27 protein-coding genes are annotated in these 26,198 nt (G+C 33.3%); 15 read left to right on the top strand and 12 right to left on the bottom strand.

Going from position 1 to position 26,198, the window contains the following annotated elements; translation table 11 throughout:
- Nucleotides 1-140: 140 nt before the first annotated feature.
- A complete protein-coding gene (locus BB050_RS13330; RefSeq protein WP_066033866.1) occupies nucleotides 141-545 on the bottom strand; it encodes a GNAT family N-acetyltransferase in 405 nt (134 codons plus the stop codon).
- A 172-nt stretch (nucleotides 546-717) separates the two neighbouring features.
- Here BB050_RS13330 and BB050_RS13325 point away from each other — a divergent pair, with 172 nt between their 5' ends.
- A complete protein-coding gene (locus tag BB050_RS13325) occupies nucleotides 718-1,281 on the top strand; it encodes an outer membrane beta-barrel protein (RefSeq protein WP_066033865.1) in 564 nt (187 codons plus the stop codon).
- Nucleotides 1,282-1,325: 44 nt separating this feature from the next.
- Here the strand turns inward: BB050_RS13325 and BB050_RS13320 are convergent, their stop codons facing one another.
- From BB050_RS13320 to BB050_RS13305, 4 genes are all read right to left on the bottom strand, one after another.
- On the bottom strand, nucleotides 1,326-1,940 hold the full coding sequence (locus BB050_RS13320) for a hypothetical protein (RefSeq protein ID WP_008468290.1): 615 nt from the start codon (nucleotides 1,938-1,940) through the stop codon (nucleotides 1,326-1,328).
- Nucleotides 1,941-2,104: 164 nt separating this feature from the next.
- Nucleotides 2,105-3,982: a M1 family metallopeptidase gene (locus BB050_RS13315; RefSeq protein WP_066033864.1), complete on the bottom strand. Its 1,878-nt coding sequence runs from the start codon at nucleotides 3,980-3,982 to the stop codon at nucleotides 2,105-2,107.
- 263 nt (nucleotides 3,983-4,245) lie between these two features.
- Nucleotides 4,246-5,826, bottom strand: coding sequence for an NADP-dependent glyceraldehyde-3-phosphate dehydrogenase (locus BB050_RS13310; RefSeq protein WP_008468287.1), 1,581 nt, complete (start codon nucleotides 5,824-5,826; stop codon nucleotides 4,246-4,248).
- Nucleotides 5,827-5,901: 75 nt separating this feature from the next.
- Nucleotides 5,902-6,213: a rhodanese-like domain-containing protein gene (locus BB050_RS13305; protein ID WP_008468286.1), complete on the bottom strand. Its 312-nt coding sequence runs from the start codon at nucleotides 6,211-6,213 to the stop codon at nucleotides 5,902-5,904.
- 375 nt (nucleotides 6,214-6,588) lie between these two features.
- Between BB050_RS13305 and BB050_RS13300 the strand changes: the two genes are divergently transcribed.
- Together BB050_RS13300 and BB050_RS13295 are read left to right on the top strand one after the other, a co-directional pair.
- Nucleotides 6,589-7,224: a Crp/Fnr family transcriptional regulator gene (locus tag BB050_RS13300; protein ID WP_066033863.1), complete on the top strand. Its 636-nt coding sequence runs from the start codon at nucleotides 6,589-6,591 to the stop codon at nucleotides 7,222-7,224.
- Nucleotides 7,225-7,397: 173 nt separating this feature from the next.
- Nucleotides 7,398-8,183, top strand: coding sequence for a sulfite exporter TauE/SafE family protein (locus BB050_RS13295; RefSeq protein WP_066033862.1), 786 nt, complete (start codon nucleotides 7,398-7,400; stop codon nucleotides 8,181-8,183).
- 86 nt (nucleotides 8,184-8,269) lie between these two features.
- Here the strand turns inward: BB050_RS13295 and BB050_RS13290 are convergent, their stop codons facing one another.
- The 7 genes from BB050_RS13290 to BB050_RS13260 form a co-directional block, all read right to left on the bottom strand.
- Nucleotides 8,270-8,656: a helix-turn-helix transcriptional regulator gene (locus BB050_RS13290; protein ID WP_008468283.1), complete on the bottom strand. Its 387-nt coding sequence runs from the start codon at nucleotides 8,654-8,656 to the stop codon at nucleotides 8,270-8,272.
- 231 nt (nucleotides 8,657-8,887) lie between these two features.
- The gene (locus BB050_RS13285) at nucleotides 8,888-9,292 is read right to left on the bottom strand and encodes a hypothetical protein (RefSeq protein WP_008468282.1); all 405 of its coding nucleotides are present in this window, start codon (nucleotides 9,290-9,292) and stop codon (nucleotides 8,888-8,890) included.
- A 259-nt stretch (nucleotides 9,293-9,551) separates the two neighbouring features.
- Entirely contained in the window at nucleotides 9,552-9,947 is a 396-nt protein-coding gene (locus BB050_RS13280) for a helix-turn-helix domain-containing protein (protein ID WP_066033861.1), read from the bottom strand.
- A 264-nt stretch (nucleotides 9,948-10,211) separates the two neighbouring features.
- Nucleotides 10,212-11,057 carry a hypothetical protein gene (locus tag BB050_RS13275; RefSeq protein WP_066033860.1) on the bottom strand — a complete coding sequence of 282 codons (846 nt, stop codon included), beginning with the start codon at nucleotides 11,055-11,057 and terminating at the stop codon, nucleotides 10,212-10,214.
- A 258-nt stretch (nucleotides 11,058-11,315) separates the two neighbouring features.
- Nucleotides 11,316-12,392, bottom strand: coding sequence for a cytochrome d ubiquinol oxidase subunit II (cydB, locus tag BB050_RS13270; RefSeq protein ID WP_066033859.1), 1,077 nt, complete (start codon nucleotides 12,390-12,392; stop codon nucleotides 11,316-11,318).
- Nucleotides 12,393-12,394: 2 nt separating this feature from the next.
- Complete coding sequence (locus tag BB050_RS13265) at nucleotides 12,395-13,741, bottom strand: cytochrome ubiquinol oxidase subunit I (protein WP_066035165.1); 1,347 nt, start codon at nucleotides 13,739-13,741, stop codon at nucleotides 12,395-12,397.
- A gap of 381 nt (nucleotides 13,742-14,122) precedes the next feature.
- Nucleotides 14,123-14,713 carry an HD domain-containing protein gene (locus tag BB050_RS13260; protein ID WP_066033858.1) on the bottom strand — a complete coding sequence of 197 codons (591 nt, stop codon included), beginning with the start codon at nucleotides 14,711-14,713 and terminating at the stop codon, nucleotides 14,123-14,125.
- A gap of 205 nt (nucleotides 14,714-14,918) precedes the next feature.
- Here BB050_RS13260 and BB050_RS13255 point away from each other — a divergent pair, with 205 nt between their 5' ends.
- From BB050_RS13255 to BB050_RS13200, 12 genes are all read left to right on the top strand, one after another.
- Nucleotides 14,919-16,337, top strand: coding sequence for an MBL fold metallo-hydrolase (locus BB050_RS13255; RefSeq protein WP_066033857.1), 1,419 nt, complete (start codon nucleotides 14,919-14,921; stop codon nucleotides 16,335-16,337).
- A gap of 155 nt (nucleotides 16,338-16,492) precedes the next feature.
- A complete protein-coding gene (locus BB050_RS13250) occupies nucleotides 16,493-17,056 on the top strand; it encodes a YeeE/YedE family protein (RefSeq protein WP_066035164.1) in 564 nt (187 codons plus the stop codon).
- A gap of 10 nt (nucleotides 17,057-17,066) precedes the next feature.
- Nucleotides 17,067-17,543 carry a DUF6691 family protein gene (locus tag BB050_RS13245; RefSeq protein WP_066033856.1) on the top strand — a complete coding sequence of 159 codons (477 nt, stop codon included), beginning with the start codon at nucleotides 17,067-17,069 and terminating at the stop codon, nucleotides 17,541-17,543.
- 2 nt (nucleotides 17,544-17,545) lie between these two features.
- Nucleotides 17,546-18,064 (top strand): GNAT family N-acetyltransferase, encoded by a 519-nt coding sequence (locus BB050_RS13240; protein ID WP_008468258.1) that lies wholly within the window; start codon nucleotides 17,546-17,548, stop codon nucleotides 18,062-18,064.
- Nucleotides 18,065-18,247: 183 nt separating this feature from the next.
- Nucleotides 18,248-19,825 carry a glycerol-3-phosphate dehydrogenase/oxidase gene (locus tag BB050_RS13235; RefSeq protein WP_066033855.1) on the top strand — a complete coding sequence of 526 codons (1,578 nt, stop codon included), beginning with the start codon at nucleotides 18,248-18,250 and terminating at the stop codon, nucleotides 19,823-19,825.
- Nucleotides 19,826-20,115: 290 nt separating this feature from the next.
- Nucleotides 20,116-20,574, top strand: coding sequence for a MarR family winged helix-turn-helix transcriptional regulator (locus BB050_RS13230; protein WP_008468256.1), 459 nt, complete (start codon nucleotides 20,116-20,118; stop codon nucleotides 20,572-20,574).
- A 13-nt stretch (nucleotides 20,575-20,587) separates the two neighbouring features.
- The gene (locus BB050_RS13225; protein WP_066033854.1) at nucleotides 20,588-21,220 is read left to right on the top strand and encodes an NAD(P)H-dependent oxidoreductase; all 633 of its coding nucleotides are present in this window, start codon (nucleotides 20,588-20,590) and stop codon (nucleotides 21,218-21,220) included.
- Nucleotides 21,221-21,256: 36 nt separating this feature from the next.
- On the top strand, nucleotides 21,257-21,823 hold the full coding sequence (locus tag BB050_RS13220; RefSeq protein ID WP_066033853.1) for a YceI family protein: 567 nt from the start codon (nucleotides 21,257-21,259) through the stop codon (nucleotides 21,821-21,823).
- Between the two features lie 206 nt (nucleotides 21,824-22,029).
- Nucleotides 22,030-23,310, top strand: a complete 1,281-nt coding sequence (locus BB050_RS13215; protein ID WP_066033852.1) for a hypothetical protein — start codon at nucleotides 22,030-22,032, stop codon at nucleotides 23,308-23,310.
- Between the two features lie 298 nt (nucleotides 23,311-23,608).
- Nucleotides 23,609-25,009 (top strand): anthranilate synthase component I family protein, encoded by a 1,401-nt coding sequence (locus BB050_RS13210; protein WP_066033851.1) that lies wholly within the window; start codon nucleotides 23,609-23,611, stop codon nucleotides 25,007-25,009.
- A gap of 89 nt (nucleotides 25,010-25,098) precedes the next feature.
- Entirely contained in the window at nucleotides 25,099-25,542 is a 444-nt protein-coding gene (locus BB050_RS13205) for a hypothetical protein (RefSeq protein ID WP_066033850.1), read from the top strand.
- Nucleotides 25,543-25,629: 87 nt separating this feature from the next.
- On the top strand, nucleotides 25,630-26,196 hold the full coding sequence (locus tag BB050_RS13200; RefSeq protein WP_066033849.1) for an anthranilate synthase component II: 567 nt from the start codon (nucleotides 25,630-25,632) through the stop codon (nucleotides 26,194-26,196).
- Nucleotides 26,197-26,198: the final 2 nt, after the last annotated feature.

The following is a 26,198-nucleotide window of genomic DNA, read 5'->3' as shown; positions in this document are numbered from 1 at the left end:
TAACAGTTAGATAAAATGAAAACGTTTTCGGTAGCTTTTTACATGAAGATTAGATGAAGAAAAATATTATTTCATGCAAAAAAAATACACATAAACAACTACAATACAATCATTTATAAAAACGAAATGAAATTTTATTTTTAAATTTTAATTTGCATTATTGTAAATTCTTGACCAGCTTTTACAAACATTTTATGAGTATCTATAAATCCTATTTTTTCATAAAATGTTTTCTTATTACTTCTGGCGTTACACCAGACTTTTTCTATTTTTTTACTTTTTGCAAACTCCAATATATATTTTAGAAGATAAGAAGCCATTCCTTTTCCCTGATATTCTTCTAAAGTGGCTAATTTTCTAAACTGCATTTCTTTCCCTTCTATAAAACAAGAAACTATAGAAACTAATTTACCATCCTCAAAAACTCCAAAATGAAATCCTAAATCGTCTTCTTCTAGCTGTACAAACTCAAAAGGCTGGTCAGGCCACATTACTTCATGACGGATCTGCCAAGTATCAGATGCTTTGATTGTTTTTATTTCCATAAGTTATTTAGTAATCCTTTCAAAAATAATTGATTTTAATCTACATAATATAGTAAAAACAAGAAAGATACAAAACTAACAATCAAAGCCTTATAAAAAATAAACCAGATAAATCATTCAATTTAAATCTATTATGTTTATTTTTATGGTACCAAAATCAAATAAGATCCTTATGAAAAAATTCTTTTTAGTAGCATTTTTATGTTTTTGTGTAAATGGATTTGCGCAATTAATACAAGTTGGACCACAGTTTTCAACCAATATTACTTCCGTTGATGCAAAAAACTTTAGTTCCGACCATACCAATACAGGAGTTGGTTTTTCTGCTTTTGCTCGAGTAAATCTTACCGTTTTTTATGCGCAGGGCGAATTTGGTTATGCCCAAACTAATTTCAGCGTTTTCCAAGACGGTGTAGGAGAAACCGAATTTAAATTATCTGGAACCGATGCGACCTTAATAGCTGGTTTTAAAATTATTCCGCTTGGAAAAATAGGAAATATAAGAGTCTTTGCAGGGTACAATTGGAAGAATTATTCGGACATAAACCCAAGCAATAATTTAAATCATATAGCATTTGAAAGAAACAATCACAGTGTGCTTGGCGGTGTCGGCGTAGATGTCTGGAGACTTACTTTTGAAGTAAGGTATCTTGCAGGACTCAGCGACATAGATGCTTCTAGTGGCGAAATTAAAACTGGAATAACCAGTCTTTCACTTGGATTTAAATTTTTATAAAGTATAAAACATAAAAAAGGGAATCTATTGATTCCCTTTTTTATTTAGATCTTAACATAATAACTTTCTTCATTATCATTATCTATCTTCTGTATTCCTGTTTTTGTTTTAACCGCAACATTAACGACATGAAGAATATTTGACTTTTCATTCAGACTGCAGTTCCAAATTGTTCCGTCTGAAAGGATGATTTCTGAGAATACTGATGCAGTGCAGTTTGCATCATTATAAACTAAATTTTCTGTTTTTAGAAGTTTCTTTACTTTTGTTTTTTTGTCTACTTCATAAAACGCTATTTCATTTTCTTTGATCTCAATTAATTCGTCAAAACTAGATTGATTGGCATTATCTGCCGTAGCTGCAGACCAAACTGGCTGATTCCCTGTTCGCTTCCAAGTTCCAATGGCTTGACTTAAAATTTCTTTTCTCAAAAGGCTACGTAAGGTATCCACTTTATTTACAGCATCTTTTCCAATTTCATTGTCTGGTTTAATCTTTGCTGCTAAAGAAAATAAGTCGATCGCTTTTACAAACTCGGCTTTTTTGTAGTAAGAAACAGCTAATTCATATTTGCTTTTTTGAAATGCTGTTTTTTGGTCATTCTGTCCAAAGAACTTGAATGTACTTAGTAATACAATCAGTGCAAATGTGTTTTTCATTAAATTTTGTAGGTTTTTTATTATTTCACAAACCTAGTCTTTTTTAAAGAAATTCATTTACGGTTTTCCGTATTTTTGATTATTATTAATTATTCTAAACAAATAATGTTATTTTATTAAAAATAAAATAACATTATTAACGAATTCATTAAAAACATCTCAATCTATTTAACAAGTAAAACATTGTTTTCTGGCGTTGCATCCATAAAAATCCCCCCATCGAGCTGAATTTGCAGTATTTTTTTTGTGCTTTTCAAAATGATTTTAGCCGTTTTCTGATTTTTTTCCCAAATTGCTGGTGTTTGATGTAAGATTACTTTCGATTTATCAGCGTAAGTAATTACAACGTCAAACGGAATGGCAAAACCTCCAATGTTTTCTACTGTTATCATTTTCTTGTCAGCAGAAATACCTTTTACTGCGATATCTAAATAATTGTTGGTAAAGAACCAATTATTAAAAAACCAATTTAAATTTTTACCTGTTGAGGTATTAAATGAATTAAAATAATCCCACGGAATTGGATGTTTGCCATTCCAAGTATCCATGTAATCGTGTAGTGCTTTTTTGAATAAGTCGTCGCCCAATAAATCTTTCAGTGCCAGATAAGAAAGCGAAGCTTTTCCATAAGAATTATTACCGTAACCAGCACCAGAAACCTGTGTAGACATTGTTATAATAGGCTGATCTTCTTCTGAAGATCGATCGTTTATATAATGTTTTACTCTGAATTCTTTATAAAAGTTATCCGCGGCCTCTTTTCCATGCTCAGCAATCCCGATTAAATATTCAAAAGTTGTTGCCCATCCTTCGTCCATAAAAGCATAACGTGTTTCATTAATTCCCATATAAAAAGGGAAATAAGTATGTGCTACTTCGTGATCTTGCACCAGCTGTGCAAAAACAGGATCTCCCATTTGTGAGTCGTTGCACATCATTGGATATTCCATATCGGCAAAACCTTGAAAAGCCGTCATCTTAGAAAAGGGATAAGGAACTCCTGGCCAATTATTAGAAAACCAATCTAAAGCATATTGATTGTTTTTTACAGAATTCACAAAGTCTGTTCCTTTAATATCGTAAGCTGCCTGAATACTCGCACGTCGATTTGTTTTCTTGTCTACAATTACACTGCTGGCATCCCATAAATAATGTTCACTTAAACCAAAACATACATCTGTGATATTTTTAGCTTCAAATTTCCAAACATTCCAATCGTACTGTTTGGTTACGATACCGCTTTTCATTTCTTGCTCGTTAGCGATATGCAAAATTTCATTGGTTGTATAAGATTTCTTCAAACGCGATGCAAATTCAGGCTGTAAAACCTCATCCGGATTTAATAAATCGCCTGTTGCGTAAACCACATAATTTTTTGGTGCTTTTACAGAAAAAACATAATCGTTAAAGTCATTATAGAATTCCTGACGGTCTGTGTGCGGCAATCTATCCCAACCATTGTAATCGTCAAAAACAGAAACTCTTGGATAACTATATGCTACAAAGAAAGTAGTTTCATCAATCTGACCTTCTCTTCCGCTCTCTTTAGACAAAGGATAATTCCACTCAATATTTATAGTTGTTTTTGAGTGCGGTAGAATCGGTTTTTGCAATTTTACATTTCCAACTGTTCCCCAATTTTTAGCATCTTCTTTATAGACTTCATTTTCTATCTTTAATGAAGTAATCGTCAATCCGTCGCTTAAAAAATCGTTGCTCACATCGCTTCCACGAGACGAAGTGGGTTTATGAAGATTATTTACAAAACGGATAACTAAATTTCTTAGCGTATCCTTGCTATTGTTCTCGTAAATAATAGTTTCTGTGCCTGAAACCAATCTGGTTTTAGGATCAACAGAAATTTCCATATTATATTTTCCGCGGTTCTGCCAATAGTTTACGCCAGGTTTCCCGTCTTTAGAACGTGTTCCGTTTTCGTAGGCTTTTTTTATATTTCTCGGCATATAAAGCTCTTGAGCAATAGTATCTTGGGCAAAAAGAACAAATGCTATTAATGCAAATTGCAAAAATCTCTTTTTCATAATGATTCTTAGGTCTTTAAATTGTTTGGTATATAACTAAGACTGCTTTTTTTAAATAATGTTACAAATTTAGTTATTAATTGTTAATGGTTTGTAGTTGATGGTTTGTAGTTGATGGTTGTTGGTTAATGGTGCTTTTTAATTTTTAATTTTTAATTTTTAATTAAAAAAACTTAGCATCTCAGAACCTTAGCATCTTAAAAAAAACCGTTTGTCACCAAAAGCAACAAACGGCATCTACAATTAATATATAACCTTGATGACTACAAAATATAATCTGTATTAATAAAATTCGATTCTTTGCTGTTAAGCAATTCCTGCAGAATCTCATTATTATAATCGATATCTTTTGAAGCTACAAACGTACGGATTGAGAATGAACGCAAAGCATCTGGAATACTCAAAGTTCCGACAGCAGAATCTTTTCTTCCTGTAAAAGGGAAAGCGTCTGGCCCTCTTTGGCAAGAACTGTTGAGGTTTACTCTGCAAACTAAGTTTACTAAGGCATCAATAAGCGGTGCCAAAGTTTTTATGTCTTTCCCGAACAAACTTACTTGCTGTCCGTAGTTTGATTCTGCCATATCTTTCAATGGTTCTTTAATATCTTTGAAAGAAAGTACGGGAACAACTGGTCCAAATTGTTCTTCGTGATACACACGCATTTCTTTGTTTACTGGATAAAGAACTGCTGGAAAAATATAGTTTTCAGTATGTTTACCTCCTTTTTCATTTATCACTTTGGCGCCCTTTTGAACAGCGTCGTCAATTAAACCTTGAATATATTTTGGTTTATCAGTTTCTGGAAGCGGCGTTAAAGAAACTCCTTTTTCCCACGGATTTCCAAAAACCAAACTATCTACTTTCTCAGCAAAACGTTTATTGAACTCTTCTCTAATTGATTCGTGAACGTATAAGACTTTCAGCGCCGTACAACGCTGTCCGTTAAAAGATAAACTTCCTGTGATACATTCTTGAATAGCCAAATCTAAATCGGCATCTGGAAGAATAATCGCTGGATTTTTTGCTTCTAAACCTAAAATCAAACGCAATCTGTTTTTGTTTGGGTGCTGATCTTGTAAAGCAATTGCCGATTTACTGTTTCCGATTAATGCCAAAACATCAATTTTTCCAGATTTCATAATCGGAGAAGCTACTTCACGTCCTCTTCCGTAAACGATATTAATTACCCCTTTTGGAAAACTGCTTCTGAAAGCTTCCAGCAATGGCGAAATACATAAAACACCGTGCTTAGCAGGTTTGAAAATTACAGTATTTCCCATAATCAAAGCTGGAATCAGCAATGAGAAAGTTTCGTTTAAAGGATAATTGTAAGGTCCAAGACATAAAACTACTCCAAGAGGTCCGCGGCGAATCATGGCGTTTACTCCTTGAACTTTTTCAAAGTGTGAACTACGTCCGTTTAGTTCTTTGTAGCTTGCAATTGTATCGTAAATATATTCTACTGTTCTGTCGAATTCTTTTTGCGAATCACCTAATGATTTTCCGATTTCCCACATTAAGTATTTTACCACTTCTTCGCGGGTTTCTTTCATTTGCTTCACAAATTTTTCCATGCATTTAATACGATCCACTACTTTCATAGTTGGCCATAAGCCTTGTCCCATGTCGTATGCATTGGTAGCAGCTTCGACAACTTCTGCTGCTTCTTTTTCTCCCATAAAAGGAATAGAACCTAATAAAGTCGGCGAATATTTTTCGGTTGAAGAAATAGTAGAAAACACAGGTGTGGTTTGCCCTGTCCATTGTTTCAATTCTCCATTTACAAGATAAGTATCTTGATTTATCAGCGCATTAATCTGATATTCTTCTGGTATAAAACTCATAATTTGGTTATTTAATGGTCTGGTAATTCTATTTTCAAAATAAAAAAGAGGCTTTTTTATTGCCTCTTCTTCTTTTTATGGATGTACTGTTTCACCTTCCCAATCTAGGATTCCTCCAAGCAGATTGTAGGCGTTTTCTATACCCAATTCGTTCATGATCTGGCATGCTTTTGCACTTCTAGCCCCAGAACGGCAGTATACGTAATAATTTTTATTTTTGTCTAATTCTTCTATTTCATAGATAAATGCTTGCCCTTTATTGATATCAATGTTTAGAGCATTCTCAATGTATCCGTCATTAAATTCGTCTTCAGTTCTTACATCAAGTATAACTGCATTTTCGTCAGCCTGTAACTGAGCAACCCAATCTTCTTGTGATAAATTCATAGTAAAATGTGTTTTTGTAAAATTACGACGTTTCTTTATATAAAAAACGTACCAAATGCGATTTCGATTATTATTCTCAGAAAACGTTTTAGAGAAAGTATTATAATCAGTGAATTACAAATTTAGTTACTATTTTTAAAAATTCAGCCTACAAAATCGATAGAAAATAGGATTTCTTCATTTACATAGAATTACTCATAAATCTAGTTTTCTGACAATTATTCCCATTTCAAACCATTATCTTTGTAATCAAATACATTTTTTAATTCGATTTTGATAAAAACTTAGTCACAATGATTTACATCTTTTGGTTCAAACTAGATCCAAAAAATAGAAAATTCGACTTGGCTCTATGTGACAAAATTATTACACAACATGCAGCAATCATTAAAAACCATATTTCCTAATTTCTCTAACGAACTTATCGCTACAATCGAAGAAAACGGAAGCCTTCAGGATTTTAAAGCCGGAACCATTTTAATGCGTACCGGACAGTATATTAAAAATACCGTTCTGATCATTAAAGGTAAAATCAAAATATATCGCGAAGGTGAAGATGGCGGAGAGTTTTTAATGTATTACCTACAGCCTGGACAAGCCTGTGCCATTTCGATGATCTGCACTGCCAAAAGCGAAAAAAGCCAAATTATGGCAAAAGTAGTAGAAGATGTAACTGTAATGATGATTCCGCTGCAGCTAATGGACAAATGGATGATGGAATACCGTTCTTGGTACGAATTTGTTATTGAAACTTACCGAAGCCGTTTTGAAGAAGTCTTGGAAGTTGTTGACAATATCGCTTTCCGTTCTATGGACGAAAGGTTAGAATTCTATTTAAAAAGACATTCTGATGCTTGTGGCTGTTCTGAAGTAAATCTTTCGCATCAAGAAATTGCAACCGAATTAAATACATCACGCGAAGTGGTTTCCAGATTACTCAAAAAAATGGAACAGCGCGGTTTGGTCAAACTGAACAGAAACCAGATTGAATTGCTAAATTTTAACCATTAAGATATTAAGTTAATTAAGTTGGATCGCTTAATATTTCTTAACCTTTAAAAGTATCATTAAGAAAGCATTGCTTAATTTCCTTAATTTCTTAATGGTAAAATTATTTTAGGTCTGTGATAAATGTTACTGTAGAATTCTAATTTCCGAAGCAACTTTGCATTAAAATAAATGCAATGGAATACTTAGGATTTTTCGCCTCAATCATAATCGGAGTTACACTTGGCTTAATTGGTGGCGGTGGTTCTATTCTGACAATTCCAATTTTAGTTTATTTATTTAAAGTCAATCCCGATCAAGCGACTTCTTATTCCTTATTTATTGTCGGATTAACAGCGTTATTTGGAAGTTACAGCCATTATAAAATGGGAAATCTAAAACTGAAATCAGCTTTGTATTTTGCGGTTCCTTCAGTGGTTTCTATTTTGATAATCCGCGAAGTAATCTTTCCGCAAATTGCATCGACTTTGTTTTCTGTCGCTTCTTATACGGTTTCAAAAGATTTTCTGATTATGATTATCTTTTCAATTTTAATGATTACTGCCGCTATTTCGATGATTAAAAAAAATCAAACCGAAATAAAATCGGTTGAAACCAATTATTTCCAGCTTAGCTTCATTGGATTCTTAGTCGGAATTGTAACTGGTTTTCTAGGCGCTGGCGGCGGATTTCTGATTATTCCTGCCCTTCTTTTTTTCGCTAATCTTCCCATGAAACAAGCCGTTGGAACTTCATTATTAATCATTACCATAAACTCGTCAATAGGTTTTGCAGGCGATTTATATATTGGAACACCTATAGATTATACTTTTCTAATGAGCGTTTCAGCCATGGCTTTAATAGGCATGTTTATTGGGAGCCAACTTTCTAAAAAAATAGACGGCACAAAATTAAAACCTCTTTTCGGATGGTTCGTTCTCATAATGGGATTTTATATTATTGCTAAAGAAGTCCTATTCTAACAGCAATTCAAAAAAATTATTTAGTTTCACTTGTAGAGTAATCTTTGTCAAAGCATTTTGCTCTGACAAAGATGAAACTAAAACTTTTAGAGTTCTCCGAATTTATCTTTATAACGTTCCAATTCTATTTCGGTTCTAGAAAGCAGTTTTTCTAATAATTGGATTTTATCTTCATAAAGTTCTTTTATAATCGAAGTGTTATCGGCATTAATTAAAATACTGCCGTTATTATTTCCATTTATTTTATTGAAACTATTAAAGTATTTGTCGTAATCAAAACTAATTATATCCTCTACGCTTACATCTAAAATCTTCCCTATCTCAACCAGTTTTTCATAACTCAAAGAAGTTTTTCCTTTTTCAATTTTACTGTAGCCCGCTTGGGTTACACCTAATCTTTCCGCCATATATTCCTGAGTGTAATTTTTTAACTCTCTAATGTTTTTAATCTTGCTTTTAATTGTTGTGGCCATAATTTTATTCTGATTTGGGATCATGTATAGTTAAAACAGCCAGCCGTTAATTTGTAACGACTTAACTATACTTATTTTTGGGTATTTGTTAAGCTACTTCATAATGAACACTATGACTTAGCGTTTTGTTAATTTTCTTTTTTTGATAATAAAATAACCATATATCAGTGCTGCCATTATGAAAAAAACATCATAATGGGAAATAGTAAATACAAACATCTCTGATTTTTCTTAAGCAGTTCTTTGTATACTGCGTTCAAATTGAAGATCTAAATAACTATCGATCTGCTTGCCAATTAACACGCGGTCTTCTGGCTCAATTTTAGTTCTTATTTCATTCTGGTAAATATCTTTAACAAAAACAAAATATACAAACTCGTCTTTATTACCAAACCTGGCGACTATAATAAATGCATAGCATAAAAGCGCAGGAATAATGTAATACAAGTCCATTAAATTGGAAAACAGCATGCAATAATACGCAACAGTTGTTACAGCTATAAAAGCACCATTTTCTAGAAAATATTTTCTCTTTTTTTTGAGCAGTCCGAGCTCTTTGATTTCATCAAATTGATACTGCCAGTTTTTAGATTTATAACAAAACCTAACCTCGTCGGAAAAAATTGTTAAAGGCATAAATTCAGTAGGTAAAATAGATTTAAGTTTTAGTAAAAATCGTATCCAAAAATTCTTTTAGGGGGAAAAAATTCTTAGATACGCAATATTAAGCATTAACTGCTTTTTTTTTCGGCAATACAGCTTATAGAATATAACTGTTGGTTGTAATTAAATCTTTTGTAAAAATTGCCTTATGGTTTTATAATAAAATATTCTTGAATTAAAAAATCCGTTTATTCATAGAGAACAAACGGATTTATGTTTTTATTTTAAAGTTTTACTTTTTAAGAAGCCTTTCTAAATATTCTACTTTTTCTTTTTCAGCCTGTACTAATCGCTCGTAAAGCTCTACCACTTTATCCAAAGGATTAAAAGTCGCATACATTCCTTGATTAAAGCTATTTCCTTGACTTGAACTATTATCATAAAAGTTATTAAAGAAATTGAAAACAGATTCTTCTGAGAAATTTTCAATCGCTTCGATAGTAACACCAAGTGCTTTTGCTATTTCTGTCAATTTTTCTTTATCGATCGTTTCACTTGATTCGATATTTGAAACAGTTTGCTGGCTTAAACCAATTGCAATTGCCAAAGCTTCCTGCTTCATTCCTTTAAGCTCTCTAATTCGGCTTATGTTTCTTCCTATATGTTTTGGTTTTGCTGTTGTACTCATAATTCAAAGATATTTAAAATTCTTGAGAAATTATTTGATTCGTAAAAATACATATTTTTCTCACTACACAATTAAATTGCCTCCAGCTTTAGGTTGAGGTAAACAAATGTGCACAAAAAAGGCTTTAGCCAAAACCGCAAAGTTTGGCTAAAGCCCAATTCAAATTCAAACAAAAAACCTCCAGCTAAAGCTGGAGGCAATTGATTTCTGTTTCAAGAATCAATTATCTAAAAATTTTTATTTTAAATTCCAATTTAAAACAAACTAAATATCATGTTTCCATTTTTTAGTTTCTTTGTCAAATTCTGCACGTACATAACGAATATATTTTACAGGAATTTTAGTGTCTTTATGCCTCTTTACCTCCCAATCTACCTTTGAATACAAATCCATGGCTTCTATCTCAAAATCGTTTAAAGGACGTTTACTTCTTACATCTATTTTTTTTAATAATTTAAAAACAGGGTGATAAACAAAATATGGTTCTGAATAGTGCATATCTAATCCTGAAAAACTAGAAATTAATTTTCCTTTTTCATCAATATACAATGCCAATACCATATAAGTCTTTTCATAATCTTTAATCTTTCCTGTTTTAAAAATTGAATCCAAATTTGTTATTGGTTTTGGATAATTAAATTCAGTTCTTTCATCATCATAATCATTATAGATGTAATCTTGTAATTTAAAATTATTCGCGTTGTTCAATAATTTTTGCATGTTTGCATCAATTCCTTTATTATTAAGAAGCTGTGAGTTAGTACAAATTTGGCTAAAATATAATTTTCCACCTTTTTCCTTTACAAAAACTAACCATTCTTGATTTAGATAGGCTTCTCTATAGCAAGAATCCCACGAACCTTTTTTTTGATAATAAGATGTGAAGGATATTTCTTTTGGAATCTTACCATTCTTATAACTTTCAAGCACCTTAAATTTAATATTATAAGTTGCCGAATCTTTACTAAAAGTTTTCTTCGTAATTACTCCTTTAAAAACATATTTTGAAGAATAAAATTCTAAAACTGGTTTAGGTGTATCACAACTGCAAGCAATTGCTTTTACAGACAGAAATAATAAAATAAGTATCGTTAGTATTTGTTTTTTCATAGATATTTTTCTGAATTGCCTCCAGTGTTAACTGAAGGTAAACAAATGTATACAAAAAAGGCTTTAGCCAAAAACCGCAAAGTTTGGCTAAAGCCCAATTTCAGATTCAACAAAAAACCTCCAGTTAAAACTGGAGGCAATTGATTTGATATTGAAGGAATTAAAATTCGTGTATTTCATAGTTACAAAATTCAGAATTCCATTCAAATCAAAATAAAAATTCGTGATCCCGATAGTTATTGGGAGTGGCTTAAACCATCAATGCTCCCCATACCCAACGTCATCCATTTTACCGCTAAAAACTCGATATTGAATTATAAAATAAACAATCACCAGAAACAAAGCGATAAAAAACCAACTTAAACCAGCGTTTAATCCGTATTCGTGACCAGCAGTATTATAAATCGTTAATGACGGATTTACTTTATTGGTTGAAGGCAAAACATTCGGAAAAATCGAAACCGCTGTAGAAGCAAATCCTCCCAATAAAAACAAAGTTGAAAACAGAAATCCGTGACCATCTTTTTTGAAAGAACGAACTTTGAATAATCCCGCAATTCCAACAAAAGTCATTAAAGGAAAAAACCAAAGAATCGGGTTTTCAACAAAATTATGAAATGGTTTCGGCTCAATAAAGTGCCAAATTTGAAGCGAAATACAAACTAAAACCAATAGCACAATATTCAAGGCAAAAACCACTTTTTTCAATTTCGGATTTAGCGCCGAATTTGTTTTATAAATAATCCAGTTTGCGCCATGAATCGTCAATGCGACAACACTCACAATTCCTAAGAAAAGCGTAAACCAATCGATAATTCCCAATTCATTTGCTTGCGGACTAAAAGTCGGATTCCATAAAGGCAGAAAGAAATAATGCGCTTCTTGCGTTGAAACGCCATTTTGAACCATTCCCAAATTAACACCGCGAACGATATTTCCAAGGGCAATCCCGAAGAAAAGAGCCAAAAGCAAACTTGCAATTCCGAAAGCTTTATCCCAAATTGCTTCCCACATATGATTATGAATCTGTCCACGCATTTCCAATCCGATGGCGCGAAAAATCAAGAGCCATAAAATCATAATTAAAGGCAAATAAAATCCGCTAAAAGATGAAGCGTATAAAGTTGGAAAAGCAAAAAACAAAACGCCTCCAGCTGCAATCAGCCAAACTTCATTGGCATCCCAAAATGGACCAATCGAATTGACAATTACTTTTTTATCTCTTTCTGTTTCGGCAAAAAATAAATGAATAATTCCTGCACCAAAATCATAGCCGTCTAAAACGAGATAAACAGCCAAAATTCCCATTAAAACTACGTACCAAAAAAATTCCATACTTATATTTTTTCTGTTGAAAGTTCCACATGACGCGGTCCTTTATTGATAATTTTTCCAATCAAAAGCAAAAACAGCATTCCCAGTAAAAGGTATAAACCGATAAACCCAAGCAATGTAAACAAGGTATTTCCTGACGAAACTGTTGGTGAAGCTCCAGATGCTGTTCGCATTAAATTATAAACCAGCCAAGGCTGCCTTCCTAATTCGGCCGTATACCAGCCTGTGGTATTGGCAATATATGGAAATGGCATCATAAACATTAAAGACCATAAAAGCCATTTGGTCTGAAATAATTTTCCTCTTATTAATTGAAAAAGTGAAAGCACCATTAATCCAATAAACACAGTTCCAAGACCAACCATAATATGATAGGCATAATACAATCCCGAAATATTAGTTGGATGAAGATCTTCTTCAAATTGATCTAAGCCTTGAATTTCCTGATTCCAATTTCCGTACGTAAGGAAACTTAGAATATTTGGAACGGCAATTTTATTGTCCAGTTTTTTATCTTTTACGTCTGGCTGACCGATTAAAACAATTTCAGAACCTTTTTTCTCGGTATGAAAAATCCCTTCCATCGCAGCAAAAGTTACGGGCTGATATTTCACAACATTTTTAGCCAATAAATCTCCTGTGGGAACAGCTACGATAATACTTGAAATCAATCCGAAGATTACCCCTGTTTTTAAAAATAGTTTTCCGAAAGAAACATTTTTATTACTTAAAATATAGAAAGCTCCAATTCCAGCCACGACAAAAGAACTTGTCACTAAAGAAGCCGCTTGGTTGTGCAGAAAAGAAGGCCAAAGCCAAGGATTTAAAAATAATGCTTGGAAGTTATTCAGTACAAATTTTCCGTTTTCAAGAATTTCATAACCAACAGGATTCTGCATCCACGAATGTGTGGCAATAATTAAAAATCCGCTGGCCCATGAACCAATCATAATTAATAATCCGGTTACAAAATGCCATTTATGTCCAAGAAGCTTTTCTCCGAATAAAAATAATCCGAGGAAAGAAGATTCTAGAAAAAATGAAAACATTCCTTCCATTGCCAAGGTCTGACCGATGATTCCTCCTGTCAATTCAGAGAATTTCGCCCAATTGGTTCCAAACTGAAATTCCATCGGGATTCCTGTTACAACGCCCATTGCAAAATTGAGGGCGAAGATTTTCATCCAGAAATGGGTGGCGTGATTGTATTGTTCGTCTTGAGTTTTGAGATATTTCCACTTGAAGTAAACAATGATGAGCGAAAGGCCCATTGTAAGTTGTGGAAAGAGATAATGAAAAGTAATGGTGAAGGCAAATTGCATTCGATCATAAAAGAGCATTTCTTCCATAATGGTAATTTGTTTATGAAGTTCCACAAATTTAACCATTAGAACCCGAATTAACGCCCTTTAAAAAAAGTTTATCGCTTGATATTTGTTAAACTTTTCAACAATTTAAAAGTATTAATTACACTTACAATTTTCACAAAGTTTGTCATTTCGACGAAGGAGACTCGAGCGATAGCGAATAGGCGAAGCAAATCTCCGCAAGTAACTCCGCAACGAGAAGCCATTCTTTGTCGAGCTTCTTACGAAGATTTCTCCCTTCGCTCGAAATGACAAGATTGCGTATAGATTTACATGATCAAAAACATAGCCCGTGGTTTGCATTGTGTCCCTGCGGTTGAAACCGCAGGCTATGTTTGATTTTGATTACGCGGTTATTATTGATTATTTTTCCAAAATTCCCTTTTCAACACTTTCATTAATCAAGCCTTCAGCGTAATTCCATATCGATTTAGAACCTTCTTTAATAACGCTTTTCTTCTCGTAAACTTTATCGTATTTCACTCCAAACTCTTTCCAAGTTCCGCCGTTGTTAGATGTGTTCTGCAATAATGGTTCAAGTCTGTCCATAGATTTTGCAAATTTGGCTTCGTTGGTTTCGCCAGCTTCAAATTCTTCCCAAATGGAAATAAATTCTTCTTTTTGTTTTTCAGGAAGTAAACCAAAGATTCTGTTTGCCGCTAGACGTTCTTCATCTGTGTTCGAATGATTTTTTACGGTATCGTAAATAAAAACATCGCCAGCATCTATTTCTACAATATCATGAATCAAAACCATTTTTACGACTTTCAAAACATCAATCGGTTCATTTGAATGTTCTGCTAAAACAATTGCCATTAAAGCCAAATGCCAGCTATGTTCTGCATCATTCTCGCATCTGTCGCTGTTGAATAATTTGGTCTTGCGCTGAATGTATTTTACTTTATCAATTTCTTTTATAAAAGCAATCTGATCCAATAAGTCTTGTGTCTTCATTTTCTTTTTTGTTTTGAAATGACATTCGTCATATGCAAAATTAAAGCTTAAAGCGTAATTGCTCCACTTTAAATTTAATTTATCTCAACTGAATATGTCAAACACCACATTTTTTTACACAAAAACCTAATTTCTGTAACATTAGTCACCTATTTTTTTAAAAAACAAGACTACCTTTGTCTTCCATTATTTTTATTACTGAATCATGAAAATAGAACAAATTTACACCGGATGCCTTGCTCAAGGTGCATATTATATTACTTCAAATGGCGAAGCGGCCATTATTGATCCGCTTAGAGAAATTCAGCCTTATCTGGATCGTTTAGAGCGCGATGGAGTGAAACTGAAATATATTTTTGAAACGCATTTTCACGCCGATTTCGTTTCTGGACACGTAGATTTAAGCAAAGAAACAGGGGCGCCAATCGTTTACGGACCAAATGCTGCCTGCGAATTTGACTGCATTTCTGCAAAAGACGGACAAGAATTTAAAATCGGAAAAGTAACTATTAAAGTGTTGCACACTCCTGGTCATACTATGGAAAGCTCTACTTTTTTATTAATTGACGAAAACGGAAAAGATCACGCTATTTTCTCTGGAGATACTCTATTTATTGGAGATGTTGGCCGTCCAGATTTAGCTCAAAAAGCAGCTGGAATGACACAAGACCAGTTGGCTGGAATTTTATTTCATTCGTTAAGAGATAAAATCATGACGCTTGCTGATGACGTAATTGTATATCCTGCGCATGGTGCTGGAAGTGCTTGCGGAAAAAACATGAGCAAAGAAACCGTTTCGACAATCGGAAATCAAAAAGCTACCAATTACGCTTTACGTGCTAACATGACCGAAGAAGAATTTATCAAGGAAGTTACCGATGGTTTATTGCCTCCTCCTGCTTATTTTAGCATGAACGTCGCAATGAACAAAGGTGGTTATGAAAGCTTTGAAACTGTTTTACACAACGGAATGAGAGCTATAAATGTAAAAGATTTTGAAGCTGTAGCTGAAGAAACTGGTGCTTTAATTCTAGATACAAGAAGTGCTGCCGATTTTAGTAAAGGATTTATTCCGCAGTCTATCAATATTGGAATTAACGGTGATTTCGCTCCATGGGTTGGAACTTTAATTGCAGATGTAAAACAGCCAATTATATTGGTTACTGCAGCTGGAATGGAAGAAGAAACTGTAACACGTTTAAGCCGTGTTGGTTTTGATGCAATTATTGGACATCTAGAAGGCGGTTTTGAAGCTTGGCAAAATGCAGGTTTTGAAATTGATACCGTTAACAGAATCACTGCTGAGCAATTTGCTAGTGAATTTAAATTCGGAGAAGATAAAGTGGTTGATATCCGTAAAGAAACAGAATACGCCGCAGAACATATAGATGACGCTTACAGCAAACCTTTGGCTTATATTAATGATTGGGTAAAAGATATTAATCCGAATGAGCATTTTTATTTGCATTGCGCTGGAGGTTACAGAAGTATGATTGCTGCTTCTATCCTTCAAGCAAGAGGTTTCAGAAATTTTTCTGAAATTGAAGGCGGTTTCGGAGCGATTTCGAAAACTAATGTCCCAAAATCAGATTTTGTTTGTCAGAGTAAAGTCTTGAAAGCATAAATATAATTTTATCATTAAGATATTAAGTTAATTAAGTTGGAATGCTTAATTTTTCTTAGCCTTCTTTTGAAAAGTTTCATTAAGTCAGATTGGCTTAATTCTCTTAATATCTTAATGGTTTAAAATAAAAAACTAAATTTTAAAAGTAAATGAGTATACTTGAAATCATTAAAGAACCTTGGCCTTGGTACGTTGCAGGCCCTTTGATTGGATTAACAGTTCCAATTTTATTAATTATCGGAAATAAATCTTTCGGGATTAGTTCTTCGCTTCGTCATATTTGTGCGGCTTGTATTCCTGCAAATATTTCATTTTTTAAATACGACTGGAAAAAAGAAAGCTGGAATCTATTCTTTGTTCTTGGAATATTTTTCGGAGGTTTTATTGCTGCTCATTTTTTATCGAATCCAAATCCAGTGGAAATTGCTCCTGAATTATCAGAGAAATTAGCCACTTACGGAATCACAGATCATAGCGGTTTGGTTCCTGCACAATTATTTTCTTGGGAAAGTTTATTGACTCTTCGCGGATTCATTATGATTGTAGTAGGTGGATTCTTAGTAGGTTTTGGAACTCGTTACGCTGGAGGGTGTACAAGCGGACACGCAATTATGGGATTATCAAACTTGCAATGGCCATCATTGGTAGCTACAATCTGTTTTATGATTGGTGGCTTTGTAATGGCACTTTTGATTTTACCTTATATTCTTTCACTTTAAAATTTCAAAAATGAGTTTAGAAAATAAAAATATAGACGGCGAAGGAATCAACGCAAGCCAGAAAAAAGAAAGCGCATTAGCAAATCTTAAATACTTAATCGTCGGAATCTTTTTCGGAATTGTATTCGTAAAAGCTGAAATCATCAGCTGGTTCCGTATTCAGGAAATGTTCAATTTGGAATCATTTCACATGTATGGCGTAATTGGATGCGCTGTCGCAGTTGGATTAATTTCTGTTCAATTGATTAAAAAATTCAATATTAAAACTCTTGATGGCGAAAAAATCGAAATTCAGCCAAAAACTTTCAATAAAGGCCAAATCTATGGCGGATTATTATTTGGTTTTGGATGGGCCATTACTGGAGCTTGTCCAGGTCCGCTTTTTGCGCAAATTGGCACAGGAGCAACTGTAATTGTGGTTACTTTGGTTAGTGCCATTGCTGGAACTTGGGTTTATGGTTTGATTAAAGATAAATTGCCTCATTAAAAATGAATACAACAGAAAAGCTATCTCTTAGAAAAGCGAATCTTTCAGAAATACCTCAAATCTGGGAAATCCTACAAGATGCCATCGAACAAAGAAGATTAGACGGAAGTACACAATGGCAGGATGGATATCCGAACGAACTTTCTATTAAAAGCGATATCGAAAATGGTTACGGTTATGTTTTTACTGAAGACGAATCGATTTTGGCTTATGCAGCTATTATTTTTGACAAAGAGCCAGCTTACGAAAATATCGAAGGCAAATGGCTTACCGATGGCGATTACACTGTTGTGCATCGTGTAGCCGTTTCAAAATTGGCAAAAGGAAAAGGCATTGCAACAAAATTATTCCAAAGCATTGAAGGTTTGTCTGTCGAAAATAATATTTACAGCATAAAAGTTGACACCAACTTCGATAATACCCCGATGTTGAAAATTTTAGACCGATTAAAATATACGTACTGCGGAGAAGTCTATTTTAGAGGCTCTGCAAGAAAAGCATTTGAAAAACGATTGATATAAATATACAATCCGTAAAATTGATAACCCGACATTTTAAAAATCTGTCGGGTTATTTTTTTTTAGATCTAGCAAATCAAACTTGAAACTTGGAACCTGAAACAAATAAAAACCATAGTTTTTTTCTTCATCAATTTTTAATTTCATTTCGTTAAGTTTGCTTTAAACAAAAAGTCCCATAGATATATGAACCGCTCCGAGCAATTAACCAAACTAGACAATACCGAAAAATGGGACGTAATAATAATTGGCGGAGGTGCAAGCGGTCTCGGGACGGCAGTTGATGCAGCAAGTCGTGGTTATAAAACCGTTTTATTTGAAGCTGTAGATTTTGCAAAAGGAACTTCTAGCAGAAGCACCAAATTGGTTCATGGCGGTGTACGTTATTTAGCTCAAGGAGATGTGCATTTAGTTAGAGAAGCATTAAAAGAACGAGGCTTATTAGCGCAAAACGCAGCTCATTTAGTGAAAAACCAATCGTTTGTAATTCCGAATTATCATTTATTGAGCGGTTATTTTTATACAATCGGATTAAAAATTTATGATTTATTGTCAGGCTTTTTAAGTTTAGGAAGTTCTAAATATCTTTCAAAAAAGAAAACTATCGAAATGCTTCCAAACGTTGAGGAAAAAGGTTTGGTCAATGGCGTTATTTATCATGATGGTCAATTTGATGATTCTCGTCTGGCTATAAATCTTGCTCAAACGGCCGTAGAAAATGGAGCTTGTCTTTTAAATTATATAAAAGTTACCAATTTATTAAAAGACGACAAAAACCAAATTATTGGCGTTCAGGTTCAAGATCAAGAAAGCGGAATTAACTATGATATAAAAGGTTCTGCTGTAATAAATGCAACTGGAGTTTTTACAAACGCCATCATGAAATTAAATGAGACGGTTTATAAAAAATATATTGTTCCAAGTCAGGGAATTCATTTGGTACTTGATAAATCTTTTTTGCCAGGCGAAAATGCTTTAATGATTCCAAAAACAAAAGACGGAAGAGTTTTATTCGCTGTTCCGTGGCACAACCGAATTGTAGTTGGAACAACCGATACTTTAATAAAGAAACAAAGTTTAGAACCTATTGCTTTAGAAAGCGAAATTCAATTTGTTTTGGAAACCGCACAAAGATTCTTGGCAAAAAAGCCAGAAAGAAAAGATGTATTATCTGTTTTTGCTGGATTGCGTCCGTTAGCTGCACCGAAAGAAGAAGGCAAAAGCACCAAAGAAGTTTCCAGAAGCCATAAAATTATAGTTTCTGAAACGGGTCTTATTACCATTACTGGAGGAAAATGGACAACCTACAGAAAAATTGCTGAGGATATTATTGATAAAGCCATCAAAACTGGCAAATTAGAAAAGAAAGAATGCCGTACAGAGCATCTTTCAATTCATGGAAATCAGCCAACGAATGCTGCAGACAGAGAAAATCACCTTTATATATATGGTACTGATATTCCGAAAATAATTGAATTACAGGAAAGAGAACCTGAGCTAAAAGAAAAGCTGCATCCTAATCATGAATTTACAATGGCAGAAGTCGTTTGGGCTATTCGATACGAAATGGCACGAACGGTAGACGATATTTTAGCCAGACGAGTTCGCTTATTATTTTTAGATGCTAGAGCTGCAATTGAAGTTTCGGAGAAAACCGCTAGAGTACTTGCCAAAGAATTAGGACACAATGAAGCGTGGATACACTCAGAAATTTCCAATTTTAGACAAATTGCGAAGGGTTTTCTTTTGTCAGAATTCCGATAAATCACTAAAATCTCGTTGATTCTGAGAATCTTTCGGCTTAAACGCATCTTACAAAAATAGGTTGAGAAATATTTTATACACAAAATTTCATTCGACATTAAAAAACCATTAATTCACAAAATATCAAACCTTTACAATAAAAATTATTTTAATTTTATCATCTAAAAAACATTCTCTTTAGTTCCTTGAAAAACCTGCTTTTCTTATATTAACAAAAAATTAACACAACACTTGTATATACAACTATTAAAAGTTATACATTTGTATATACAAATTATACACTTACGACTATGACAATTGAAGAGGTTATTAAGAGTACGGTTAAGATGGATAATGCGAAAAAAGTTATTCTGAATATCATGTACACGCAGAATGTGGTTCAGGATCATTTCAACGAGTTGCTGAAACCGTATGATTTATCTGGAGAACAGTACAATGTGTTACGTATATTAAGAGGACAAAAAGGGAAACCTGCTAATATGTGCGTGATACAAGAACGAATGCTTGCTAAAACAAGCAACACAACACGATTGGTAGACAAATTATTATTAAAGGATTTTGTTACGAGAAATGTTTGTCCGGATAATCGAAGAAAAATTGAAGTTTCGATTACACAAAAAGGATTGGGTGTTTTAAAAGAGTTAGATCCGAAAGTTGATGAACACGAACAAATGTTTGCAAATAATTTAAAACCTGAAGAATTAGTTTTCCTAAATCAATTATTAGAAAAATATAGAACCAACAAATAAAATAATAAAAACTATGAGCAATTTCTTAGAAAATCAAAATTGGAGATACGCAACTAAACAATTTGATGCTTCAAAAAAGATATCTGATGCAGATTTAAATACATTAAAAGAAGCCGTTAGATTAAGTGCATCGTCATACGGATTACAACCTTACAAAGTAGTTATTGTTGAAAATCCAGAATTAAGAGAAAAATTAAAAGGCGCTGCTTGGGGGCAAACTCAAATTACAGATGCTTCTCACCTATTCATTTTTGCAAACGACTTAAACCTTGATGCAGGTTCTGTTGACAAATATATCAGCAATATCAGCGAAGTGAGAGGCGTTCCTACAGAAGCTTTAGGCGGATTCAGCGATATGATGAAAAATGTAATCGCAAATTTATCTGAAGATGCAAAACATATCTGGACCGCAAAACAAACCTATTTAGCTTTAGGAAACTTATTAAACGCGGCTGCTGAATTAAAAATTGATGCAACTCCAATGGAAGGTTTCAATGCGGATCAATTTAATGAAATCTTAGGGTTCGATAAATTAGGTTTAAACGCTTCTGTTATTGCAACTGTAGGTTACAGACATGATGATGACAAATCTCAGCACCAGAAAAAAGTTAGAAAATCACACGAGGAATTATTTATCACTATATAATTATTATTAATCAAATTCAAATTTAATTTTAAAAACATGAAAAATTTAAAAACTATTGCAATAGCATTATTCGTAGCAGCAGCTGGAATCTCAGTAAACGCTCAAACTAAAAAAATCGACGTAAAAGCATCTACAATTAAATGGGTAGGTAAAAAAGTTACTGGAGAGCACTCTGGAACTGTAAACTTCAAAGAAGGAGCTCTTGTTTTCAAAGGAAAAAAATTAGCTGGTGGTAACTTTACAGTTGATATGACTTCATTAACTGCTACAGATTTAACTGGAGAATATCAAGGAAAATTAAACGGTCACTTAAAAGCTGACGATTTTTTCGGAACTGACAAATTCCCAACTTCAAAATTAGTTTTCAAAACTATCGGTGCAAAATCTGCTGACGTTTATACTGTAACTGCAGACTTAACTATCAAAGGAATTACTAAACCTGTAACTTTTGATATCACTGTAAAAGGAAACACTGCTACAACTGCTTTCAAAGTTGACAGAACTAAATATGACATTAAATACGGTTCAGGTAGCTTCTTCGACGGTTTAGGAGATAAAACTATCAACGACGAATTTGAATTGGCTGTAGCTTTAAAATTCTAATATTTCAAGCTTACTAATTCATAAATACAATAAACCCCAACAGTATAAAACTGTTGGGGTTTATTCTTTTATAAGCGTTTCAAAAACTTAACATTCTTAATAATATAGTAACTCTTTCGTAATAAGTATCAGGACTTTGATTAACATACGGCTTCTAATTTTGGGACAATTAAAAAAGTCAAAAACTAGAAATTAAAATCATAGTTATGAAAACAAAATTACATATTGCATGCATAACCTTCATTATCAGCTTTTTCGCACAAGCACAACAACAGCCAAAAGGAATCATCGGCACTTCGAACTGGATGACCAACTGGACAAGCTTTAAACCTGCTGGCAATGACTATGGCGAAGCAACAAACATAATTGCAGGAACAATCGATAAAGACACAAGATTAACGAAACGTAACATCTACCATTTAGTTGGCGTTGTGTATGTTACAAATAATGCAACCTTAACGATCGAACCTGGAACCGTTATCCGTGGCGATGATAAAACCTGCGGAACTCTTGTCATCACTAATGGCGCAAAAATTATGGCAGAAGGTCTTGAAACTGATCCAATTGTTTTTACGTCTGAAAATGAAATAAACAACAGAAAACCCGGTGACTGGGGCGGAATTATCATTTTAGGAAAAGCTCCAATAAACTCTCTAGGAGGCATTCACACTTTGCCTTTCGATTTAGATCCAACTTTAAATCATTACGGAGGACAAGATTCAGAAGACAATTCAGGGGTTATGAAATATGTGAGAATTGAATATGCCGGCAGAAAATTAAGTGCTTCTAAAGAATTAAACGGTCTTTCTCTTGCTGGTGTTGGGAGAAAAACAACCATCAGCCATGTTCAAATCAGTTATTCAAATGACGATTCTTTTGAATGTTATGGTGGCGATTTGAATCTAAGCAATTTAATTTCGTACAGAACAACTGATGATGATTTTGATTTTACGCAAGGAGCCCAAATTAATATCTCAAACAGTATTGCAATTCGCCATCCGTTTTCTTCAGATATTTCAGGTTCAAGATGTTTTGAGGTAGATTCATATGAAAAAGTTGCTTCTACAGACATGACCAAAAAGATGACTAAAATCAATGCAAGCAACATTACATTGGTTAATTTAGAAGAAAACAACCAAGGTTTGGTTAGAGAATCTGCTTACATCAAAGAAAATACATTTTTCAACTTAACGAATAGTGTGGTTTCAGGCTTTGCTCCTTTTATTTTATTGGAAGGAAATATCGGAAACGGTGAAGCTAATTTGTCTAAAATTAGTTTCAAAAACGTTGTGGCAAACAATTGTACAGGTGAAATTGAAAGTGAATCTGGAAGCAATATTCTAGGTATAAAAAGCTATTATGGCAATCCAGCTTACGGAATAGAATACACAAAAATGAAACTTAACGAGTTATTTGCAATACCAAACATCAAAGGAAATCCAGATTTTAGATTAAACGTAAATAACACGATAGCAAGTGGAAATTAACGAGTTATAAAAGTATTCTGAATCAAAATTTAACAAATTTTACAAATTCGAAAAGTTTTTTTTCAAATTTTATGTACTCTAATTAAAATTACATTTATATCTTTGTCACATCAAAATAAAGAAATGAGAACAATTTTAAACAATACTTGGTGGTGGAGCAATTTACGTCAGACGTCGTGAACGAAGCTTCCTATGGTATTGTAAGAAATATAAAAATATAAAGGGCTTGTCATCACGACAAGCCCTTTTTTTTGATCAAAACCGAAAATAAATTAACAACACATAAAAACTATATATTTTGAAACCTTTTATTCTTAATACACATTACAAACAAATTCTGGCAGATACGGTTACGCCAGTGAGCATTTATTTCAAAATCAGAGATAAATTCCCAAACAGCTTATTGCTGGAAAGTAGTGATTACCACGGAAATGACAACAGTTTCTCGTACATCTGCTGTAATCCTATTGCTACTATAAAGATCGAAAACGAAGTTATCTCTAAAACTTTTCCTGACGGAACTTCAGAGAAAATAGCTATTGATGCTTCAACTAATATTCCGCAAGTAATTCAAGAATTTTCAAGTCAGTTTAAATCAGAAAAAAACGATTTTAAATTTATCAATAATGGTTTATTCGGATACATTTCTTATGATGCCGTTCGTTACTTCGAAAAAGTTTCAATTGCAAAAAAAGACAATGCGACTTCTATTCCAGATGTTTTTTATGCAGTTTACCAAAATATTATTGCAATCAACCATTTCAAAAATGAAGCATATATTTTCTGCCACAGCGTTGACAATAAAAATAATATTGCAGAAATCGAGCAATTACTGCAATCAAGAAATATTGCTTCTTATAAATTCACAAAAGAAGGCGAAGGTTTTTCTAATCTAACCGATGAAGAATTTAAAGCAAATGTAGCTTTAGCTAAAAAACATTGTTTCCGTGGAGATGTTTTCCAATTGGTTCTTTCTCGCCGATTTACACAAGGTTTCAAAGGAGATGAATTTAATGTGTATAGAGCTTTAAGAAGCATCAACCCTTCTCCATATTTATTCTTCTTTGATTATGGCGATTTCAAAATATTCGGTTCTTCGCCAGAAGCTCAAATTATTGTAAAAAACAGAAAAGCTGAAATTCACCCAATTGCGGGAACTTTCAAAAGAACAGGAAACGACGAACGCGATGCACTTTTAGCAAAAGAACTTTCTGAAGATAAAAAAGAAAACAGTGAACATGTAATGCTAGTAGATTTGGCAAGAAATGATTTGAGCCGAAATGGACATGATGTAAATGTTGAAAAATACAGAGAAGTGCAATTTTTCTCGCACGTAATTCACTTAGTTTCTAAAGTGACAGGACATTTACACGACAAAGCAACAACAATGCAAGTGGTTGCAGACACTTTTCCAGCAGGAACTTTGAGCGGTGCTCCAAAACACAGAGCAATGCAATTAATAGAAGAATGCGAGAAAACAAACCGTAACTTCTACGGAGGTGCAATCGGTGTTATGGACTTTGACGGAAACTTTAATCACGCGATTATGATTCGAACTTTCCTTTCTAAAAATCATCAGTTGCACTGTCAAGCAGGAGCCGGAATTGTAGCTAGTTCTGATGAAGAAAGCGAAATGCAGGAAGTTTACAATAAATTAAGAGCATTGAATACGGCGCTAGAAATGGCGGAAAATATTTAGTGTTCAGTCGCAGTTTTCAGTCTCAGAACTTGAAACTATAAACAATTAACAATTAACTATAAACAATAAACCATAAACAATTAAAAACTATGAAAAAAGCAGTATCAATTTTAGTTTTAATCATTGCCATGACTTCTTGCAATTCAGAAAAAAAGCAAAATCCGATTGAAGGAACCTGGCGTCTTATATCAGCCGAAACAACTGAGAAAGATTCCACTTTTTCAACTTTCAATCCAAAAACAAAAATGATTAAAATTATTAACGATACACATTTTGCTTTTTTTAATCATGATTTAAAACACGGAAAAGATTCAACAGCAGCATTGTTCTTTGGCGGAGGCGGAAAATATACTTTGAAAGACAGTATTTACACAGAACATTTAGAGTTTTTCAACAACCGCGATTGGGAAGGCAACAAATTTGAATTTGTGGTGAAAGTTCAAAACGATACCTTAATTCAAAAAGGAATAGAAAAAGTAGAAAAATTAGGAGTAGATCACATTATTATTGAAAAATACGTTCGAGAGAAATAAATAAAATTTAGTTGCCAGTCTCAGTATCAGTTTTCAGCAAAAAACTTAGTTACTCAGAACCTTAGCAACTTAGCAACTTAAAAAAAAATGAAAAAGATTTTAGTTATAGACAATTACGATAGTTTCACTTACAATTTAGTGCACTATTTAGAAGATTTAAATTGCGAAGTTACCGTTTACAGAAACGACGAATTTGATATTGATGAAATTGCATCTTTTGAGAAAATTTTACTTTCTCCAGGGCCTGGAATTCCAGACGAAGCCGGTTTATTAAAAGCAGTTATCGAAAAATACAGTCCGACGAAAAGTATTCTTGGCGTTTGTTTAGGACAGCAGGCTATTGGAGAAGTTTTTGGCGGAACACTTTCAAATCTTAATAAAGTGTATCACGGCGTTGCAACAAATGTAAAAACTTTAGTAGACGACGAAATTTTATTTGAAGGTTTAGGAAACGAATTTGAAGTAGGAAGATACCACTCTTGGGTTGTAGACAATAATTTACCTGAAGATTTAGAAGCGACTTCGGTAGACGAAAACGGACAAATCATGTCTTTGCGTCATAAAAATTATGATGTAAGAGGCGTTCAGTTTCACCCAGAAAGCGTTTTAACACCAAACGGAAAAAGGATTTTAGAGAATTGGATTAACAGTTAGTA

Origin of the sequence: Flavobacterium anhuiense, from assembly GCF_001705175.1 — a bacterium.
Classification (GTDB): Bacteria; Bacteroidota; Bacteroidia; order Flavobacteriales; family Flavobacteriaceae; genus Flavobacterium; species Flavobacterium anhuiense.
The sequence above is the reverse complement of the archived record's forward strand: the minus strand, read 5'-3'. Positions and strand labels throughout refer to the sequence as shown.